Here is a 19,959-nt window from a genome sequence, read left to right as displayed (position 1 = left end):
TAGGTTTTTAGCTATTAGTTTGATATTTATAGTTTTATTGAGTCTCTAACATCATCCCGACCGTAGTGGAGTGATCTTTATTAATTAAGGTTTTTCTAGCTCATTAGATTATTCAATACTCTAACTCTTTAAAAGATTTCTCGACTTCATTTCATTACGCTCGAAATGACAAAAAAAAAATCAACATTCAACATGCATCATAAAATCTCTAATTTATTTACTATGGGCTTACAGCGAAACGATCTAAAATCTAACTTCTCAATACTCAATTCTAATTACTGCCTACTCGCCAATAAAAATCGGTTCTATAAAATAGGTATAGCTATAATTTTTAGGTTTGAGCTGGTATTTTTCCCAGGTTTTTGCACCCCAACTATTATCTCCACCAACACCCATTTGTCTATAATCAATATTTAGATAAATCGCATCTTTAGCTTTGATATCGGTGGTATGCCGTTGTGCTTTTTCAATGCCCGGATCAAAATCTGAAGTTGGATTTCTTAATGCACTAAAAGAAATGAAAGGCATTCCGCTGAATTTGATTCCGTTTCCTTCATTATCCGTAAGTTTTACCCAGCGATTATCAGTACGATAGCCATTTTCCTGTGGGCGAATGTAGGGTACGTATAAATCCTCTACACTCGAATTGTAAATCCCTACAAAAGCAGAAGTTTTACGATCCCAATAATTCTCGTAAGGCCCGCGACCATACCATTCTACATTGTCGTAGGCTAACGGAAGTATCATGGAGTTACCGAATCTCGGCAAGGAAGTTAGCTTTTCTGTATCGCCGTTAAATTCAAAGTTATTGCTGACTTCAATACGTCCGTTTGCGTAAATTTTATAGGTAATGTTGAGATTAGAAGAAACCGAATCTAACTGATAATTCGTTTTTACTTCAACATAACCATCCTTTTTTTCAGAAGTGAAATCCATTAATTGAGGATTATCCGTTGCTTCTTTCCAGGCTCTTGCCCGTTTCTGAAAGTTGTTTCCGAAGTCATTATCTGTAGGAGCCCGCCAAAAATCTGGTTGAGGTCCTTTTTTGATCAGGTCTTTCCCTTTAAAATTATATGCTAAAAGTACGCCCGTTTTCTTATCAAAAACAACCTCAACATTGATATTCGAAATTATAAGATTTTCGCCCTTATTTTTTGTTTTCAGCTTCTCTGAAGCTACAACCGGTAATTTCACCTCACTTCCTTCCTGAAGCTGAATTTGATTTTTGGCAATTACATAACCGTTAGCAAGTACAACACCAATATTCTTAGTTTTTACATAGAAATTTATAAAATACTCTGCTCCCTTTTCTAGTTTAAACGCCTGGATTTGAAATGTCTTTTTCTGAGGTGCCAAATCGATTGTCATAGGACCGCTACCCTCAACAAATTGTCCGTCTTTTATTAAATCGTAAAAGATTTCGTATTCATTTAAATTGGTAAAAAAGAAACGATTCTCAATTTCAAAGGTGAAATTTCCTGCCTGCTTGTCTTTTAACTTAATAGCTACATTTTGATAAACATCTTTTACTTCGTAAAGTGCAGGATGTGGCGTACGATCTGGATTTACTAATCCATTAATCACAAAATTAGCATCATGCCTATAGCGATCTGGTCCAAAATCCCCGCCATAAGCCCAATATTCCTCTCCAGTTTCATCAGTTTTTACAAATCCCTGGTCGATCCAGTCCCAAATAAATCCGCCCTGGATTTGTGGATTTTCGTATACAAAATCCCAAAGATCTACAAGATCACCGGTACTGTTCCCCATACCATGCGCATATTCGCACCAAATAAACGGGCGATCTGGATAGTTCCCCAGGTAGTTATTTTTTATATAATCAACGCTGGCATACATCCAAGGAATGATATCGGTATGTGGTTCCTGGAAACTTTTACCACGCTCGGCTCGTTCATATTGCACCGGGCGGCTAGGATCGTTTTTCTTTAACCAGTGATAATTTTTTATGAATGCCGGGCCATCACCTGCTTCGTTCCCCATAGACCAGATAATAATCGAAGGATGATTTTTATTAGTTTGCATCATTCTGGCGATACGATCGTGATGCATTTTCTCAAACTCTGGTTTATTTGCCGGGGTTTTATCCTCATCATAACCAAAGCCATGACTTTCAAGATTCGCCTCATCGATCATATAAATGCCATATTTATCACATAGCTCGTACCAATATGGATCGGCAGGATAATGCGAGTTTCGAACGGCATTGATGTTATATTCTTTAAAAAGTTTAATATCCTGAAGCATGGATTCATGCGAGATCACGTGGCCTGCGTATTGGTCATGCTCATGTCTATTCACTCCTTTAAGTAAAATCGGTTTCCCATTTACCAAAAGTTGTCCGCCTTTAATTTCTGAAGTTCTAAAACCTATTTTTGCTGAAGTGGCCATTAGCGTTTTATCTCCATCCTTCAGGCTTAAACTTAAAGAATAAAGATTTGGTGTCTCGGCCGACCACTGTTTAATATTTAAATCTGAAATTTGAAAGTTTAACGTATCATTTTTAGCGTCAGCAATTGGTTTGCTTATTTCTGAAATTACCTTCCCATTATCCCAGATTTTTAAATTAATCTGAAGATTTTTACGGGAACTTTCTGCATCAATAACCGCATATCCATTAAGAATTCCTTTATCGTAATTTTTATCCAATCCCGGAGTCACAAAAAAGTCTTTGATTCTAGATTTGGGCGTTTTATAGATATAAACATCACGCTCAATTCCGCTTAATCGCCAAAAATCCTGATCTTCTAAATAACTAGCAGAAGACCAACGATATACTTCAACCGCAATACTATTTTCTCCCGGTTTTAAATATTGAGTAATTTTAAATTCTGATGGTGTTTTGGTTCCTTCTTTATAACCAACTTTCTCACCATTTACCCAAACATAAAAAGCACTGTTTACCGCTCCAAAATGAAGATAAAAATCTTTATCATCATTAAAATCATCATGTGATATATTAAAAGTTCGTTTATACGATCCAACCGGATTATAGGTAGTGTCTACAAATGGCGGATTAATTTTAAAGGTGAAACCTGAACTCACATATAACGGAAAATCGTATCCCTGCAATTGCCAATCGCCGGGAACTTGGATATCATCCCAGGCTTTTACATCAAAATCGGTTTTATAAAAATCTACCGGTCTTTTTTCAGGAACCGCCGCAAAATGAAATTTCCAGCTTCCGTTTAAACTTTTATAGTTTCCAGATTTTTGGTATTCGCCGGTCAACGCATCAGCTTCTGAATCATAAATATGAAAATGAGCCCTTGGATCTTCGGTATTTACAGATAAAATATCTAAACGCTGCCACTCAGGATATTCCTGGGCTTGTAATGAAAAAGAAAATGCTATGAACAAAAGGCTAAAATAGTGGAGAAATTTAAAGGAGAGAAAGTGGTTCATAGCATTTTCAGATTTTCTATAGTTATGAGTTTTTAAGTTCTTCTATTTCTTGTATTGTTTTTGCGAGAGGATCTCCCAGCAGTTCTTTACCATTTGCCGTAATTAAAAAGTCTTCTTCTACACGCATACCACCAAAACTTTTAAACTTTTCAACTTCGTCATAATTCACAAAATCAGTGTATTTACCCTGTGCTTTCCAGGAATCGATTAAAAACGGATTAAAATAAATTCCGGGCTCTACAGTAAGTACATTCCCTTCTTCCAGTGCTTTACCTAATCGCAGAGATTTCAAACCAAATTCGGTACTCTTTTTAAGATCATCAGTATACCCGACCAACTGCTCGCCAAAGTTTTCCATATCGTGAACATCCATTCCCATAAAATGGCCTAAACCACATTGAAAAAATAAAGTGTGTGCACCGGCATTTACAGCCTCCTGTGTATCGCCCTTCATTAAACCAAGACCTTTTAAGCCTTCTACAATTCGGCTACACGCCAATAAATGGGCATCTTTAAAACGATAACCGGGTTTTAATGCTGCGGCTGCGCTTTCGTGAGCATCTAAAACGATCGAATAAACTTCTCGCTGAATAGCTGTAAATCGTTCGGCTACCGGAAAAGAACGTGTCATATCTCCCGCATAATTCATAGCCGTCTCAGCTCCACAGTCACATAAAACAATATCTCCGTTTTCTACCACCGCCTGTGTAGCATGATTATGCAGATATTGGCCGTTTTTGGTTAGAATTATTGGAAACGAAATATTCCCGCCACCGGCAACAGCAATAGCTTGTAATTCACCCGCAATTTGTTTTTCGGTAATGCCGTGTTTTGTCCATTTAATCGCATGACGATGCATGGCAGCAGTAATGTTTACCGCTTTATGAATTTCTTTAATTTCTTCAGCAGACTTTATAGAACGTTGTGCGATGACTGCTTTGGTAAATTCAGTCGACTTTTTAGCTTCAACTTCGTTCACCGGAATTCCGGTAAGATTACTGATCTCGATCGTTACTTTATTTCTATACGGAGGCAAATAATGCAAAGGCTGAGCTTTTTGCTGTGCATTTTTAATATAAGCTTCCAATCTTGACATTGGCTGTACTTCAGCAATACCAGATTTTTCAGCATATGTCGATAAAGGTTCTACTGCTCCAACCCAAACAAAATCTTCAGGAGTAAGGTCATCTCCAAAAAGTATCTCTTTATCATTATCTAAATCGATAAGTACATAAAGATCGGGAAGGTTAATTCCGAAGTAATATAAAAAGGTACTATCCTGCCTAAAGGGATACCAATTGTCTTTATAATTCATTCCGGTTTCCTTATTCCCAGGGAATATTAAGAGTCCGGATCCCATTTTTTTCTTTAAGCTCTCTCTTCGCGCTACATACGTTTCTTTTGAAAACATCTATTCTTACATTTTTTAGTTAACTATTTCTGTTCAAACCCATTGGGTATTTATCAGAAAAATTATATCCTAATTCTAGGCATCCCAATCCCTACAGCTATGGGGATCGGGACCTGAATATTTAATCTCGATTATCGAGTAATTCTACATCTATATAATACATACGCTCTATCCTCCAGGGTGTAAATAAATACTGATTTTTATGATGAATATCTACACTTTGCCATTCTGATGAAGGGATAATCTTTATTTTTTCTTCGTCGCCTTTTAGCACCAATGGTAAATTAAAACCATCTACGATATTGGTATATTTATAAAACATTTTGCTATTCGGTGCATCTATATATAGCTGAAGTTTCGGAATTTTTGTTGTGGTTAAATATTGCTCAAAAACTTTCGAATAATCGTAACCTGATTTCTCTGAAATATATTCCAGAATTTCTGAACCGTCTACCGTTTGGTTATGAAAAGTAATATTTAAACCAGTAAGAACATTCTTGAATAATTTATCATCGTCCATACTATGCCGAATGCTGTGTAGCATATTTCCTCCTTTTGGGTACATATCACCACTCCCCTGCGCATTAACATCATAGGCAGGGATAATCGGTTTGTCATTTTTGATTCCTGCTCTTGTACCGTAGTTATAATCGTTCGCAGCTTCTTCGCCATACACATAATCCAGGAACAGGGTTTCGCTATAATTGGTAAAACTCTCATGAATATACATATCGGCCAAATCGTTAGTGGTAATATTATTGCCGAACCACTCGTGACCACTTTCATGGATAATGATAAAATCCCAGGTTAAACCAAGACCCGTGCCCGATAGATCCCTGCCGCGATAACCACCGGCATACCAGTTTCCGTAAGAGACATTAGATTGATGCTCCATCCCGGTATGTTCTGTCTCTACCAATTTGTAACCATCTTCATAGAAGGGATATGGTCCAAACCAATATTCAAAAGCATTTAAAAGATTATGAACTTCAGTCGGCATATAATCTTTGGCTTTCTCTAAATTATAATCCAACACCCAGTAATTAAGGTCTAAATCGCCTTTTATCCCGGTGTACACTTCAGAGAAATTTTTATAATATCCTATATACGGTATAATGGTATAATTGCTTATTGGATTTTCGACACACCATTTATAAGAAACCGTACCATCTTTATGTTCGGTTTTATTTAGCATTCGGCCATTTGCCACCGCCATTAAGTCCTTTGGTACTCGCATTGTTAAGGAAGCTCCATGATCTGGCTCGTCACTTTGGTGATCTTTATTAGGATACCAGATAGAAGCGCCTAACCCTTGACAGGTCACCGTCATCCAAGGTCTACCTTTTTCATCTTTGGCAAAAGTCCACCCACCATCCCAGGGTGCTCGAATCGCCTCGTGTGGTTTTCCACTAAAATAAATTTTCACTTCATGCTCAGATTCTATTTTTTGAGGAGGCGTTTTTACGTGATACACATCCCCTTCTCTACTAAAACTTAAGGATTGCTTTTTATCATAAATGATACTATCGATCACTAAAGGTTGCTGAAGATCAATTTGCATCACATTAGGATGGTCTTGCTGAACTACTTTATAGCTGATCTTATTAAATCCTGAAGTATATTTTTTATCAAAATCTGGTTTTACTGAAATGTCATAACGCATCACGTCCCACCAGGCTCTTTCAGGAGTAATACTTCCTCTAAGTGTATCGGCATGAGTAAATTGTTTTTGAGCATTAACCGCTACACTAATTAAGACTATAAAAATAAAGGGATAAATCGTTTTACTCATAAATGGGGTAGGTTTACTGTAAAGTTGTAAAATATCTTAACAAAAAACAATATTTTAAATAATTATAGGTAAAATAGTACCAAATTGAGGTAAAATTAACAACATGTTATCGCAAAATCTATAATTTTATCTATTGTTTTTTCTGATGATATTTCTTTTTTAAAAAAGAGTTTAAATATTTTCATTATGACTATAAGCTGCTTTATTTTTGTATTAAATTAGCCTTATTAATTCAATTTTAAACTGATGAAAAAATATTTTTTTTTCATATTCTTTCTTGCTTTTTCATTTACTAGTATAGCACAACTTAAACTACCTTCTGTATTTAATAACCACATGGTATTACAGCGAAATAAACCCATTCCTATTTGGGGAAAAGCGGTTCCAAATAGTACCGTAAACTTGCAGTTTAAAGAACAGCACTTTAAAACTCAGGTAACAAGTAATGGAAATTGGAAAATTTATCTTCCATCTAGTAAAGCTGGTGGACCATTTACTTTACAAATAAAAAATGCTAAATCTGCTATTGAATTTACAGATATTTTAATTGGGGATGTTTGGTTTGCATCCGGGCAATCAAATATGGAATTTAAAGTAAAGCAAACCGATAAAGCTGAAGAAACTTTAGCTAACGCATACAACGCTAAATTACGATTGTTCCAAGTACCGCATCAGGTTAATTTTGAAATAAATGATTCTATTGCTGAAACCAAATGGTTTATAAGCAATTCTAAAGCTATTAAAAACTTCTCTGCAATAGCTTACAATTTTGCAAAACAAATTCAAGAAAAAGAAGATATACCTATAGGAATTATTGAAAGTACCTGGGGCGGGACTCCTGTTGAAGCTTGGACAAGTGAAAACATGCTTAAATCTAGCAATCTAACTCGAGAAAAAGTATCCAAAAATAAAGATTTAGGAATAGCTAATCTTAAACAAGATAGTATTCGTTTAAAAAAGTTTTGGGATATTGTTTACAACCGAAAAAATGGATTAGACACTATAATTCCAAATCCTGAATACGATACCTCTAATTGGAAAAAAGTACAAGTTCCTGGGAATATTAATGATTGGGAAAAAGAGAGTTATGAAGGAATAATTTGGTTAAAAAAAAAATTTGACCTAAAAAAAAAGACCAATAACAGTCTTAATATATATTTAGGCCATCCAGAATTGAATTATTCGGTTTATGTAAATGGAAAAAAAATTGCTAAAAATATATGGAATGTTAATCCTAACCACCATTATAAAGTGGGAAGCGATATGCTAAAAGATGGTGAAAATGATATTACCCTGCGGATTGCTGCTTTATGGGATGGTGGCGGACTTCTACCTCCTGCAAAAGAAATCTACCTTTCTTATAATTCTAAAAAAATTGCTATAACCGGAGAATGGGATTTTAAAAAAGATCTTGAACCAACAATACCTACTTTAAAAAATTACCAACAATATCCTTCAGTCCTGTATAATGGAATGATAGCTCCTATTGCTTCTTACGGAATTAAAGGTTTTATATGGTATCAAGGAGAAAGCAATGAAGACAACGCTTATAACTATCGAGATTTATTCCCGATGATGATTACCGATTGGCGAATTAATTGGAAACAAGGTTATCTTCCATTTTTATTTGTTCAGTTACCAAATTACCGCAAAGCACAAATAGATCCTGTACAAGATGAAAAATGGGCTGTTTTAAGAGAATCTCAAACCAAAGCTTTACAATTAGCAAATACAGGAATGGTTACTACTTTAGGCTTAGGAGAGGCTAAAAATATACATCCTACCAAAAAAGCCCTAATAGCAAATCGGTTAGCTGATCTTGCATTTTCAAAAGTTTATCATCAAAGAAACATTATTAGTGATAGCCCATTATTATCGTCTTATAAAGTCGAAAAAAATGCTATCATATTAATCTTTAAAAATGCTGGTAATGGTTTACAGTTAACTAAAAATGCTAAACAAATTGAAGGATTTGCCATAGCCGGATCCGATAAGAAGTTTGTTTGGGCACAAGCCGAAATTATTGATAAAAATAAAATAAAAGTATATTCAAAAACAATAAAAAATCCGGTAGCTGTACGTTATGCTTGGGCAGACAATCCCAAATTCAGTATAATAAATTCTAAAAAAATACCTTTGGGTACTTTTAGAACAGACACTTGGAAGGTTATTACTCAAGAATAAATTCCCCACTCATGTTGCTGCGCAGCTATTTTCAGGAAATGTTTTCCTTAGGAAATAGCTGCGCTTTTTTTATTATTAAATATTAACTAAAAACTACAGATGTTATTCTATAATCAAATTTCTTTATTACCTTATTTAAAGAAATGAAAACCAACCTTATATTTCTTCATTATTTTTTGGGAAACAAAAGCTCATGGCAATGGCTACTCCCCTATTTACCTGAAAATATTGAGTCTCATTCCCTTAATCTTCCCGTATTTAGAGATAAAAGCTACTTTTGAAAAGCCAAGCATTGAAAAAATGGCAGGCTTTGTACACAACTATATTTCAGAAAATAAGCTAAAAAGCTATGTGTTAATAGGTCATTCTATGAGTAGGAAAATTGCACTGTTTACCGCATTTCTTGATAAAAATAAGCTTATAGATCAATTGGTTTTAGTTGCTCCTTCCCCTCCAAGAAAAAAAAGAAGCTAAACACACAGTAGAAAACAGTGTGGTAAAGACTATTTCGGCAGAACAGAAAAATTTTGCAATACAAAGCCAATTATAAATTGATGATACTACTTGGCAGTGGGAATGAAGTATTCTATTAAACAAGAATCAGATACACTTCAACGTCCCATTTCTTTAATTCATTCTGAAGACAATTCTACCATTACTACAGCTATGGTTTACGAAAAAATTTTACCAAATTTAACTTTCAAAAAAATCATAGAAACTAAAAACCTAGGACATCTAATGCCCATTGAAGATCCAAAATGGCTGTCGGAACAATTAATTTTCTGTATTGAATAAAATTAAAAAATAGCAATTATGTGCTATTTATACTCTAAATTTCAAATAAAAATGGATTGAAATTCATCATTTCTAATTAATTCTATACTTACTAATAATTAAGAGAAATTTGCCTTTAAGAAATCTATAAATTAGTTACATTGCTAATATTTTAGCGCCTATGGAAATAAAGATTAGACAAGAAAAACCGGAAGATCATCAAGAAGTTTTTGAGTTGATTAGAGAGACTTTTTTACAGGAATCAAATAGTGACCATCAAGAGCATTTTCTGGTAAATCGGCTTCGGAAATCATCCTATTTTCTTCCTCAATTATCATTAGTAGCCGAATACGATCACAAAATTGTTGGGTATGTATTATTAATTCGGATAACCATTCAAAACGATAAAGATAAATTTCCAGCATTAGCACTTGCTCCAATTGCAGTTTTGCCTAATTTTCAGCAAAAAGGAATTGGCTCTAAATTATTATCTATAGTACATAAAAAAGCTAAAAACCTCGACTATGAATTAGTAATTGTTCTGGGACATGAAGAATACTACCCTAGGTTTGGATATGAACAAGCTAATAAATTTGATATTCAAGCACCGTTTGAGGTTCCTGCAAAGAATTTCATGCTTAAAGAATTAACGCCAAACGCTGCTCAACATATTTCGGGTATGGTAGTATATCCTGAAGTATTTCATATTTAAAATACAAAGCCGATTGTATACAATCGGCTTTGTATTTTTGCTAGAGTAATTTATTAAGATCTAACACTAACTTCTAACAATTCTGCATTATTTGAAACAATAGATACTTTATCATTCTCAGCAGGAATCAATATAGTTTGCCCTTGTTTTATTTCTTCTTCGTTACCGTCTATTGAAATTGTTGCCGCTCCACTCACACACATATAAATTATAAAACTGTCTACAGCTGAATAATCTTTTGTGACCCTCCCAGAAACTGGTAAGTAATTGGTTGTAAAATAATCACAATTTGCAATATTAGAAGATGTATTAGGAATTTTATCATATTCCATTTTAAAATCATCTCTCTTTTCAAAATCTATCGCATCGATAGCTAAAGCGGTATGTAACTCTCTAGAATTTCCTTCGGAATCTAAACGATCCCAATCATAAATTCGATATGTAATATCTGAGGTTTGTTGAATTTCAGCTAGAAGTACTCCTGCTCCAATGGCATGAACTTTACCGGTATTTATAAAAAAACTATCTCCTTTTTTTACCGTTTCAAAATTTAAAACATCTACAATTTTTCCTTTTTCTAAATGCTTTATATAGTCTTCTTTAGAAATTGTTTCTTTAAAACCTATATTGATATCGGCATTAGCATCGGCTTGCATAATATACCACATTTCTGTTTTTCCAAAGCTATTATGTCTTTCTTTAGCTAAATTATCATGTGGATGCAATTGAACTGATAAAGCTGTTTTAGCATCAATAAATTTTATTAAAAGAGGAAAGTCGTTTCCAAAATTTGCGTAAATAGATTCCCCAACAAACTTACCCTTATATTCCTCTAAAAGTTCGTTTAAGGTTTTTCCTTTTAAAGATCCGTTTTCGACTACTGATATATCTCCTTTAACTCCAGAGATCTCCCAACTTTCACCAAGATTTTCACTGTTAGAATCTTTATTTAAAATAGTATGTAATTTTTCGCCTCCCCAAATTTTTTCTTTCAATATTGGTTCAAACTTTATAGGATAATTTAACATCGGATCGTTATTTATTAATATGATAATGCTCTCAAAGTAAGTTTAAAAATAAATAAATTCTAAAGAACAGACTAAATTTTCTTTTTCTTATATTGAAATGAGATTATATCTATAATATTTTACTAACATATAACACTGATTATCAAATATCAAAAAAATAATTTATTTTTTTTCCGAGAAAAGGCTTGAATTATCATAAAAAGAAATTATATTTGCAACCGCAAAAACGGTCGCGTAGCTCAGTTGGATAGAGCATCTGCCTTCTAAGCAGACGGTCACAGGTTCGAATCCTGTCGCGATCACAGGAATAACAAGGCTCCCCTTTCGGGGAGCCTTTCTTGTTTAAAAAATTGCATACTTTTTCCCATCAACGAATTTTCTAGGCAAACTTTAACATTTTTAACACTATTTAATATAAGTGTAATAAGAAATGTATAGCTTAATAGAAGAGGTAAGATCTATTTTTTTGGGTAGTTTGATGTGCTTGTACCAAAAAACAAGAAAGTCGCTCTAAAGCGACTTCTATAGTTGATATCTTGCAATTATCCAGGAGTTGTGCAAAGCCTACTGGTGGTGTTAGGCAAAGTTATTTATTCAGTGCGTTTTAAAATTAGCTCAGTTATTTCAAACCTTGGGAATTCTCCAGTATTATTCAATAATATAATGGTAATTCCTGAATCAGGTTATTTTACGAACATTGAGTAAAACCCAAAATCGGTTCCAGGATGATAAGTTATTTTGTGTTTTTTTGAGGATTAAAACATATATCTGTCTATCATCCAACCATATCCATAGTACGATCCCAATCAGTATATTTAGCTCTTGGTTCAAATAAATTTTCTAATTTTGATTAAGGAAGAAGCTGTTCCTCATTAAAGGAATTACTCCATTTCAATAAGTCTGAAGTTGTGGAAGTAATTCCACCTGCTCCCCCCGCATTTTGAGCATCGTATTTTATTTCATGATTTCCATACATAAAACCAGTTACGAGAGCTTTTTTATCAATACTTTCTCCAAAATATGTATTTTTCATATCTAGAGGGTTAAAAATATACTGGTTCAAAATTTCTTTATAATCTTTTCCAATTATTTTTTCTGCTATCAAACTCAGGATAACAAAATTGGAGTTAGAATATTCAAACTTGCTTCCTGGTTCAAATTCTAGGATATCACTACAAAATAGAGTTACGACTTCCTCAATGGAATATTTATTTGTTAATATTTGCGGCAAGTATGATTTGTTAGATAAAAAATTAGGAATTCCGGATTGGTGGCTTATAGTAACTTTTCCATTTGGATAGTTTGGTAAATATTTTTCAATTCTATCATTATAACTTAATTTGTTTTCATCTTCTAGTTGTGCAATTATCATTGAAGTAAACGTTTTGTTGCTTAACGAACCAATTCTGAATTGAGAATTTATAGTATTACTTGTCAAATCGTTATTGTAACTTTTTTGCAAAATGGTTTGTCCTTCATAAGAAATCAATGTATTGCCGTTAAACAAGTCTTTTTTGTTATAAAAAGATAGGATAGAGTCTATTCTAATCGTTTTATCTTTTGGTAGTTTATCAATTTTGTTCTCAATCTCAACCCTGAAATCATTTGCTTTATTGTTCGCTTCTAATTTTTTTTGCAATTTCATTAAAATCATTTATCGGAAGAATAATGGTATAATCCTCCCAAAATTTAGTATCATAAATTGAGTTTTGTTCCTCTATCAATTTCCTCTTTCCCAATGTTTCATCATTTGAGAAAGGAAAAACACTATCATTTTCAATTTTTGTCACCAAATAATCTACTCTTGTATCTGTACTGAAATTAAAATGTTGTCTTTTACTTTTAAAAGTTAGAGTAGCATCATTACCGACATTATTTAAGTAATATTTATTTTTGATTTTTTTATATGAAATTTTATAATTGTTTTTACTAATATCAATCTTTACTCCTACAATTTTCATTAGTGCTCTTGCTGCTACATCTCCAAATTTGTAATAAGAAACACCTTTTGGACTTAAGCCATAATCAAAATAGACAAAGGCAAGAGTTTCTTTATCAATTAGCATATAACCTTTGTAACCTGCTTTTTTGATGTCTTTTTGGTCAAAAGAAATTTTATAGGTTTCTTTTCCATTGATTAATTCTGTTCCTTCAATTTTGAAGATATGTTGTCTCAATCCCTTCTTGTTTAATAGGTCTATAGCATCTAAATTATTGACAATGTCAAAATCAAAAATAATTTTTGGCTGTAAACCTAGTTCGATTCCTTGAGAAGCTTTTTCATCTTTTATGGCACGCATCTTTTCTAACTTAAATTGCTCTTTGGGTTTATCAATTTTCGATTGATAAATTTCAAAAACAGCTTCAGATAAATGAATATAACTATGGTCTTTTTTAGAGGTAACTCTGTAAAAACCTGTGAATTTATAAGGTTTAGAAAAGTTGTTACTTGGTATTTTTTTTATTGCCTTTTTAATTATTGATTCTGCTGTATATCCAGTAATTATTACTTCATTAAGGGGCACTAGGTCTGCTTTTAAAAATACCTTTAAAGGATTTTTAATTTTTGAGATACTAAGTGTTTGTGTTTTGTAGCCAATAAATGATATGACTAAACTATCATTTCTTTTTTCTTCTGGAATGATAATTTTAAATTGTTCATTTTGATTGCTTACTGTTCCAAAATAATTTTCCTGTAAAAAAATGTTGGCATAAGGCAATGCTTCTTTTCGTTCCGAATCTTTTATTACTCCTTCTATTACTATATTTTGAGCTGTTAGATTTATACATGAACAGAGTAAACAAATAATTATAAAGTTTTTATTCATTTTTCTTTTTAATGATTTTATATAATAGAAGTAAAAATTCAGTAAATGGTTGTATCGATAATAAATTTTATACAATTTTTTATTTAGGATCTTTCTAATTACATACAAGTTGTTATATATACAAACACAATATTTCTTGTTATTTTTAGGATAAGAAGAACACTCATTTATAATTTGAAGCTTAGATAGAACCATTTTTTAAAAAATAAAAGAATCCCTTGTAGTTCTTAACTAAAAACAAGAAAGCCGCTTTAGAGCGACTTGTATAATTGATCTATTTCGGTTATTTGGGAATTGTGCAACAGCTACCATTGTTGCCATTAGTACTTTTTATTTCCATTTCCAATTCAGTTCGTCAACATATTCAGCTCCTAATTCAGTCACACGTTTTTCTAATTCTGCTTGATTTGCAATCGAGTGTTTTGGAATAATGAGTGATAAATCAGTTGTCAATTTTATAAAGAAATGGTTTTGTGCTTCAATCAATTCTTTGAGTTCAGTTCTGTTTATTTTGCTTTCAGATGTAAAATCTTTGGCATTCACGGAATTTTCATCAAAGTCAATTTCTACAGGTTTGTTAATCCGATTTTTATAATTTTCCTCAACGTGCTTTTGAAAATGTTTTTTATATCTCCATTTAGAATAGATTGGATAAAAAGCAAACCATAAAATTCCAATTCCAGCGAACACGATTCCAATTCTGTTATTTCCATTTTTATTCGCAAAATAAAGCCCGAAAAGAAGATAAATGATTGGCACTATTATTATTGAACGAAATCGTCTTTTTTTATGTAATTCAGATTTTGAAGAAGTATACAGCTGATATTATAAAAAATCCGAGTTTGTAAGTTGATAATTTATAGTCATTTTGTATTAATGGCAACGGTTTTTTGTATGAGTAGTGGCAGATTTCGTGGCAGTTTCTTGTCAAACCGCTACGCTCTTTGAGCGAGCAATGAACTTTCATATTTACCACTTTACCCGCCATTACTTATACAAAATGTTGTGTGCCGTTTTTTTATGCTATTTTAGCAATTACAACAAAAGTATAAACTTTTATACACTTCGAACAACCGATACACATTTCTTTATTTTATAATTACGTGTTTGTGAAAGAGTAAATTAATTTTTCCAAAAACATTTTTGGGGCAGTCTCCAATGCAGCTCCAACATGCTTTACATCTATGTAAATTTAACTTGACAAACGATGTCCGTATTAGAGGTATTTTTTTAGTGTCTCCATGGCTTAAAATTTTAATCAATTCGTGAACCTAAATCCCTATTTTCGTCATCCCCCTCTATCATGTGAGTTAGTTCATTGCAGTAATAAATTTTTTCATTTTTAATTCTAAATTCGGCAATAACTTCTACGGAAAACAATTTTTCATCTTTCGTTTCTCCATGTATCAAGTGATTGGTAAATATTACATCATTATCTTGTGCAATCGACTTGATATTTACCTTTAGATACTTTAATGATTTCCTTAGCGTATGCATGTGCTTTATAAACTCTTGGTAGTTTAGTTTTTTCCCGTCAGCATTCTGGACATAATCCTTACTAAAGAATTTTTCAATATTTTTTTCGTTTACTTCTGAACTTTCTAAAAATTCGGTAAATACTTTTTCAAAGATTTTCTTTTCCATATTTATTTGATTTTAAATTTATGGGGCAAATCTCTTAGAAATAAAATAAATCCTTGATAACAATTGTTAAGAAATGATTCGATTGCGAATACGGCTTAAAGAAACCGGTGTTATCCCTAAATAGGATGCGATATAGTGTTGGGGAATTCGTTTAAGTATTTCCGGATGAGTTTTTATTAATTGAAGATATCTTGTTTCTGGTTTTTCACTTATTCTGGCAACAAATAACTTTTGATAGTGAAACAGTCTCGCAATAAGATAGTTGTTAAATTCATCCCTTACAATAGGATTGGTGTTAAACATTATTTGAAAATCTTTTTTTGAAATTACCTTTAATGTACATGACTCCAAAGATTCAATAGTGTATAAACTTGGTTGGTTAGTCCAAAGGCTTTCAAAAGAAGAAATAAACTGATTTTCGAATACAAATTGAAACGTAAATTCTATTCCGTCACGAAGAAACCAGGTTCTTAAACACCCTTTTTCTACAAAAAACATATTCTTAGCCATTTCTCCTTCGTTGAGTAATATTTTTTTTGCCGCTATTTCTTTAATTGTTAATTGCTCTTCAAAATATTTAAGAAAATGTTCATCCATATACTGTTAGAGTTTTTTAATGGCACACGACGGTCTCGGCCATGAGTAGTTGCGTGGTTTAGCATTTAATTTTGCAAGTACACACCAAACTGAAAATCCTCGCGGATTTTCAGAAATAAACGAGAACAAGCAATTACTTATAGCCATTGTTGCCAGTAGTTTTTATTTCTCGGTTTGTTTTATAAATTCCACGGGTTCAGATTGTAATTTTATTTTAGTCCTGAAATATTTCCATTACTATCAGTCGAAAAATTCATAGCGAATTCTGGATTCATAACTTGAGGAATTTCATTTATTTGTTTCATTACAAAAATGTCATATTCAAGATGTTCAAGTCTAAATTTATAAGTCGGAAATACAACATATAAAGAATTGTTTTCTTGAATTATCTCAAATGTGCCATAACCTTTATTGGAATATTTACCGCAAAACTCGGATAATTTATTTGTTGAAGTCTTGTCTTTATTTAATTCTTTAATTTCCCTGTCAATTTTATTAATGCCATTAACCACCACTGGATATTGATTCAATTCGGTTTTTGATAAATCCAACATTCTGTTTGTTATTACATCTGCAATTATGTACGGTAAAATAGAACTATGTTGATTTGTCAAAACTACAATACCTAATTTCTCATTTGGATACATTACAACTTGAGAGCTAAATCCTGAAGTATTTCCTCCGTGATGTACTTTGTAATGACCTTTGAAAGATTCTACTCGCCAACCAAAACCATCGCCAAATAAATAAACGTTAGAATCGGCACCATCTTGTGGTCTAATATTATGAATTTTGGTTGCGTTTTTAATGTAATTTTCTGGAATGACTTGCTGTTTGTCAAATTGACCATTGTTTAACCAAGTCATTATCCAATTAGCCATATCGTTGGAAGTGCTTTTGATTGCACCTGCTGGACTGTACGAATAATAGTCTTCGTAAAGCACTTTTTCGGTTCTTCCATCTGACATACCGTAACCAAAAGAAAAATTATTTGTTTTTTTCATTTCTTTTAAGTCGGTAAAAGAATGGTTCATATTTAAAGGACTAAAGATTTTAGTTTTTACATTATTATCCCAACTTTTACTGGTTACTTGCTCAACAATTGCTCCTGCAATGGTGTAACCCATATTACTATAAATCCAACTGTCATTAATTTCTCCGTTTGGTTTTAGATATTTTAAACGTTTGATAGTTTTTAGTTTGTCATTTTCTGGAAACAAAATAAGCGAGCCGTCAAGACTTCCTAAACCACTTTTATGTGATAACAAATCTTCAATTTTTATTAAATCGTTCATTTTGTCATTATAAAATTGAAGTTCAGAAATGTAAGAAGAGGGTTTTTCTTTTAAACAAATTATGTCATTTGTTTCCAAAATGCCTAAAAGTGAAGCTGTAAATGCTTTTGTTACAGAACCGATTTGAAAAACCGTATTTTCTGTTGTTAATAATTTATCTTCTAAATTTCTGTAGCCAAAACCTTTGGAATAAATTATTTTATTATTTTCTACAATAGCAATAGACAGCCCAACTGCATTATATGATTTGAGTAAAGTTTCTATTTCTTGGTCAATTCCGTTTAGGCGGTTTTCATTTTCTTGTCCAAAAGTCAATTTTGTGATTAGGAAAAAAAAGTATTAAAGTTAATTTTTTCATTAATTTTATTGGTTGTTAGACGTTTTGTTAAATTACTAGCAACGTGTTTGTATATGAAAAGTAGCGTAGAAATTAGCTATTAATTTTCCGCCATAAAACAAGCCAAAACTTTTGCATTTTGATTTTATCTTTACTTTTCAAAAGCCAAATCAAAAGATTTGGCGGCTTATCAAATATACCAAAATTTACGATTTAGAAATTACCTAGCTATTTGTTATATACAGTGTTAGCACACGTATTTTTTATCATTGATTATTCGCAAATTCTCTTACTGACTGACAATTGAACAATAGATAGTTCATTAAATCATTTAAAAATTGATCTACACTTTGCTCAAATGGCAATTCGTATATTTCCATTGTTTTTTCAGCGTATTTTGCAGATGTGCCAGAAACTATCTGATTAAAACTTTCCATAGTTAATTTATCAGTTCCTAATTCAGCGATTTTTTTACAGGATTCTTTGGATACAGATTCAATTAAATCACGTTTTTTCTTATGTTGTTTTTTTCTCCTTTCTTGATAAGGATTTAAGTAAATCAATATTTATTTCTGCAATTACACTTTGACTTAAATAATCTTTTTGTTCAGATGATAATTCATTTTGTCGAAGATAGAGTCTTCCTACATCACAATTCCTTAAGGCAATTATTTTGGTCAGATTATTTTCCGCTCCAATTCTAGCGATAATTTGGGCAATTTCGTTTTGAGATATCTCATTGTCAATTTCTTTAACTACGATAATTCCTTCGCTGAATTCAAAGCTTTCTGCTCCGTATATTTTTTGAGAATAGATTAGTTTATAGTCAACTTTAGGCTTGGATTTAATTTCAGTCTGACTTTTTTAAATCCAGTTTCACAATTTAAATCCACAAAGTTTTGGGCAAAGTTTATTGTAGTAAAAAGATAAATTAAAATGAGTAATGATTTTTTCAAAATGTTTAGGTTATATGAATTCCAATGGATTTATATAACAATCAGTTGCGGATTGGTTGAAAACTAAGATAGCTAAAATTACTGACTTTTATGCCTGCGCGGTTGTGTCCGCAGGACCCAAAGCCGCAATTGTTGTTATACATCTTAAGTTTGATGTTCATTAATTTTATAGTATAAATCAGAAAGAACAAAGAGAGGATTAAGGTTAAGGTATACGTGGAAGCGTTAGACTTCGTCAACAATGATAATCCCCTCTCTTTAACTACTTCAAACACGTTCAGTTCTATGAGGCCAGACCTCGTTTTCAAGTTGTTGTGCAAAAGGTAGTATGCTCTTTCATAAATCAGTTCTTATGAATAAATATAAAGAAACTTTTGGAATTGACATCAGTAAGGATGTCTTTGATGTTTATAGTAGTGTTTGTGGTTATTCTCAATTTAAGAATGACACTTCCGGCTTTAAACAATTTCTAAAGTCATTATCTCAAGATAGCCTTGTAGTGATGGAAGCCACTGGGTATTACCACTATCGACTTGCACAGTTTCTTTACAAAAGCAGTATACCGGTATCGGTAGTAAACCCTTTGTCAGTCAAGCGTTTTCTCCAGATGAAACTGGCCAAAGTAAAGACAGATAAAAGCGATGCCAAGGCTATCTGTCATTATGGGTTGTCCAATGAAGTTCCACAGTATAATTCTCTTACAGAGGTACAGGCAGAGTGCTTGCAACTCTTCGGACTTATGGATAGTTATCTTAAGAAGCGTACGGCTACAAAGAATAAACTTCACGGAGAAGAGTCTTTGGGCCTTCCCTCTAAGTATGTTTATAAGTCTTTACAGCGCGATCTCAAGCACTTAAACAAAGAGGTCAAGAGTATTGAAGAGCGTCTACTTGCGCTTGTCAAACAGGAGCAGCAACAGCAACTAAGTTTACTTACCAGTATCCCTGGAATAGGAATCAAGACTGCTTTGTTTTTAGT

Annotated in this window: 16 protein-coding genes and 1 tRNA gene; 6 read left to right on the top strand and 11 right to left on the bottom strand. The window is 32.5% G+C overall.

The window, feature by feature from the left end; all coding sequences use genetic code 11:
• Window positions 1-282: 282 nt before the first annotated feature.
• The 3 genes from ACN0WI_RS13875 to ACN0WI_RS13865 form a co-directional block, all read right to left on the bottom strand.
• Window positions 283-3,378 (bottom strand): glycoside hydrolase family 2 TIM barrel-domain containing protein, encoded by a 3,096-nt coding sequence (locus tag ACN0WI_RS13875; RefSeq protein ID WP_417887587.1) that lies wholly within the window; start codon window positions 3,376-3,378, stop codon window positions 283-285.
• A 67-nt stretch (window positions 3,379-3,445) separates the two neighbouring features.
• Entirely contained in the window at window positions 3,446-4,834 is a 1,389-nt protein-coding gene (locus tag ACN0WI_RS13870; protein WP_417887586.1) for an aminopeptidase P family protein, read from the bottom strand.
• Between the two features lie 121 nt (window positions 4,835-4,955).
• Complete coding sequence (locus ACN0WI_RS13865) at window positions 4,956-6,626, bottom strand: M1 family metallopeptidase (RefSeq protein ID WP_417887585.1); 1,671 nt, start codon at window positions 6,624-6,626, stop codon at window positions 4,956-4,958.
• 246 nt (window positions 6,627-6,872) lie between these two features.
• Between ACN0WI_RS13865 and ACN0WI_RS13860 the strand changes: the two genes are divergently transcribed.
• The 4 genes from ACN0WI_RS13860 to ACN0WI_RS13845 all read left to right on the top strand — a co-directional run bounded on the left by ACN0WI_RS13860 (window position 6,873) and on the right by ACN0WI_RS13845 (window position 10,296).
• Window positions 6,873-8,810, top strand: a complete 1,938-nt coding sequence (locus ACN0WI_RS13860; protein ID WP_417887583.1) for a sialate O-acetylesterase — start codon at window positions 6,873-6,875, stop codon at window positions 8,808-8,810.
• Between the two features lie 228 nt (window positions 8,811-9,038).
• Window positions 9,039-9,284 carry a hypothetical protein gene (locus ACN0WI_RS13855; RefSeq protein WP_417887581.1) on the top strand — a complete coding sequence of 82 codons (246 nt, stop codon included), beginning with the start codon at window positions 9,039-9,041 and terminating at the stop codon, window positions 9,282-9,284.
• 102 nt (window positions 9,285-9,386) lie between these two features.
• Entirely contained in the window at window positions 9,387-9,605 is a 219-nt protein-coding gene (locus tag ACN0WI_RS13850; RefSeq protein WP_417887579.1) for a hypothetical protein, read from the top strand.
• Between the two features lie 160 nt (window positions 9,606-9,765).
• The gene (locus ACN0WI_RS13845; protein ID WP_417887578.1) at window positions 9,766-10,296 is read left to right on the top strand and encodes a GNAT family N-acetyltransferase; all 531 of its coding nucleotides are present in this window, start codon (window positions 9,766-9,768) and stop codon (window positions 10,294-10,296) included.
• Window positions 10,297-10,349: 53 nt separating this feature from the next.
• Here the strand turns inward: ACN0WI_RS13845 and ACN0WI_RS13840 are convergent, their stop codons facing one another.
• Window positions 10,350-11,324 (bottom strand): type I phosphomannose isomerase catalytic subunit, encoded by a 975-nt coding sequence (locus ACN0WI_RS13840; protein ID WP_417887577.1) that lies wholly within the window; start codon window positions 11,322-11,324, stop codon window positions 10,350-10,352.
• Window positions 11,325-11,552: 228 nt separating this feature from the next.
• On the opposite strand from ACN0WI_RS13840, the gene ACN0WI_RS13835 reads away from it, so the two are divergent.
• Window positions 11,553-11,626: transfer RNA gene (locus ACN0WI_RS13835), tRNA-Arg, on the top strand.
• Window positions 11,627-12,174: 548 nt separating this feature from the next.
• Here ACN0WI_RS13835 and ACN0WI_RS13830 read toward each other — a convergent pair.
• From ACN0WI_RS13830 to ACN0WI_RS13800, 7 genes are all read right to left on the bottom strand, one after another.
• Window positions 12,175-12,969, bottom strand: coding sequence for a serine hydrolase domain-containing protein (locus tag ACN0WI_RS13830; protein WP_417887576.1), 795 nt, complete (start codon window positions 12,967-12,969; stop codon window positions 12,175-12,177).
• Window positions 12,935-14,152, bottom strand: coding sequence for a carboxypeptidase-like regulatory domain-containing protein (locus ACN0WI_RS13825; protein WP_417887574.1), 1,218 nt, complete (start codon window positions 14,150-14,152; stop codon window positions 12,935-12,937). The genes ACN0WI_RS13830 and ACN0WI_RS13825 overlap by 35 nt, the downstream gene beginning before the upstream one ends.
• A gap of 330 nt (window positions 14,153-14,482) precedes the next feature.
• Window positions 14,483-14,842 carry a hypothetical protein gene (locus ACN0WI_RS13820; RefSeq protein WP_417887573.1) on the bottom strand — a complete coding sequence of 120 codons (360 nt, stop codon included), beginning with the start codon at window positions 14,840-14,842 and terminating at the stop codon, window positions 14,483-14,485.
• 564 nt (window positions 14,843-15,406) lie between these two features.
• Window positions 15,407-15,796: a hypothetical protein gene (locus tag ACN0WI_RS13815; protein WP_417887572.1), complete on the bottom strand. Its 390-nt coding sequence runs from the start codon at window positions 15,794-15,796 to the stop codon at window positions 15,407-15,409.
• Window positions 15,797-15,862: 66 nt separating this feature from the next.
• A complete protein-coding gene (locus tag ACN0WI_RS13810; protein WP_417887571.1) occupies window positions 15,863-16,393 on the bottom strand; it encodes a Crp/Fnr family transcriptional regulator in 531 nt (176 codons plus the stop codon).
• Window positions 16,394-16,602: 209 nt separating this feature from the next.
• Complete coding sequence (locus ACN0WI_RS13805; RefSeq protein ID WP_417887570.1) at window positions 16,603-18,003, bottom strand: serine hydrolase; 1,401 nt, start codon at window positions 18,001-18,003, stop codon at window positions 16,603-16,605.
• 288 nt (window positions 18,004-18,291) lie between these two features.
• On the bottom strand, window positions 18,292-18,588 hold the full coding sequence (locus ACN0WI_RS13800; protein ID WP_417887569.1) for a hypothetical protein: 297 nt from the start codon (window positions 18,586-18,588) through the stop codon (window positions 18,292-18,294).
• A gap of 745 nt (window positions 18,589-19,333) precedes the next feature.
• On the opposite strand from ACN0WI_RS13800, the gene ACN0WI_RS13795 reads away from it, so the two are divergent.
• A partial coding sequence (locus ACN0WI_RS13795) for an IS110 family transposase (RefSeq protein WP_417887568.1) occupies window positions 19,334-19,959 on the top strand: 626 nt, incomplete at its 3' end.

The sequence above is a fragment of the Zunongwangia sp. genome (assembly GCF_048269745.1).
GTDB lineage: Bacteria > Bacteroidota > Bacteroidia > Flavobacteriales > Flavobacteriaceae > Zunongwangia.
This window is presented reverse-complemented; position numbering and strand designations above follow the sequence as displayed.

Excerpts from the sequence above, each read along its gene's own strand:
- ACN0WI_RS13810 (WP_417887571.1), bottom strand. The coding sequence starts at position 16,393 with ATGGATGAACATTTTCTTAAATATTTTGAAGAGCAATTAACAATTAAA.
- ACN0WI_RS13850 (WP_417887579.1), top strand. The coding sequence starts at position 9,387 with ATGAAGTATTCTATTAAACAAGAATCAGATACACTTCAACGTCCCATT.
- ACN0WI_RS13870 (WP_417887586.1), bottom strand. The coding sequence starts at position 4,834 with ATGTTTTCAAAAGAAACGTATGTAGCGCGAAGAGAGAGCTTAAAGAAA.
- ACN0WI_RS13830 (WP_417887576.1), bottom strand. The coding sequence starts at position 12,969 with ATGAAATTGCAAAAAAAATTAGAAGCGAACAATAAAGCAAATGATTTC.
- ACN0WI_RS13860 (WP_417887583.1), top strand. The coding sequence starts at position 6,873 with ATGAAAAAATATTTTTTTTTCATATTCTTTCTTGCTTTTTCATTTACT.
- ACN0WI_RS13825 (WP_417887574.1), bottom strand. The coding sequence starts at position 14,152 with ATGAATAAAAACTTTATAATTATTTGTTTACTCTGTTCATGTATAAAT.
- ACN0WI_RS13845 (WP_417887578.1), top strand. The coding sequence starts at position 9,766 with ATGGAAATAAAGATTAGACAAGAAAAACCGGAAGATCATCAAGAAGTT.
- ACN0WI_RS13865 (WP_417887585.1), bottom strand. The coding sequence starts at position 6,626 with ATGAGTAAAACGATTTATCCCTTTATTTTTATAGTCTTAATTAGTGTA.
- ACN0WI_RS13815 (WP_417887572.1), bottom strand. The coding sequence starts at position 15,796 with ATGGAAAAGAAAATCTTTGAAAAAGTATTTACCGAATTTTTAGAAAGT.
- ACN0WI_RS13840 (WP_417887577.1), bottom strand. The coding sequence starts at position 11,324 with ATGTTAAATTATCCTATAAAGTTTGAACCAATATTGAAAGAAAAAATT.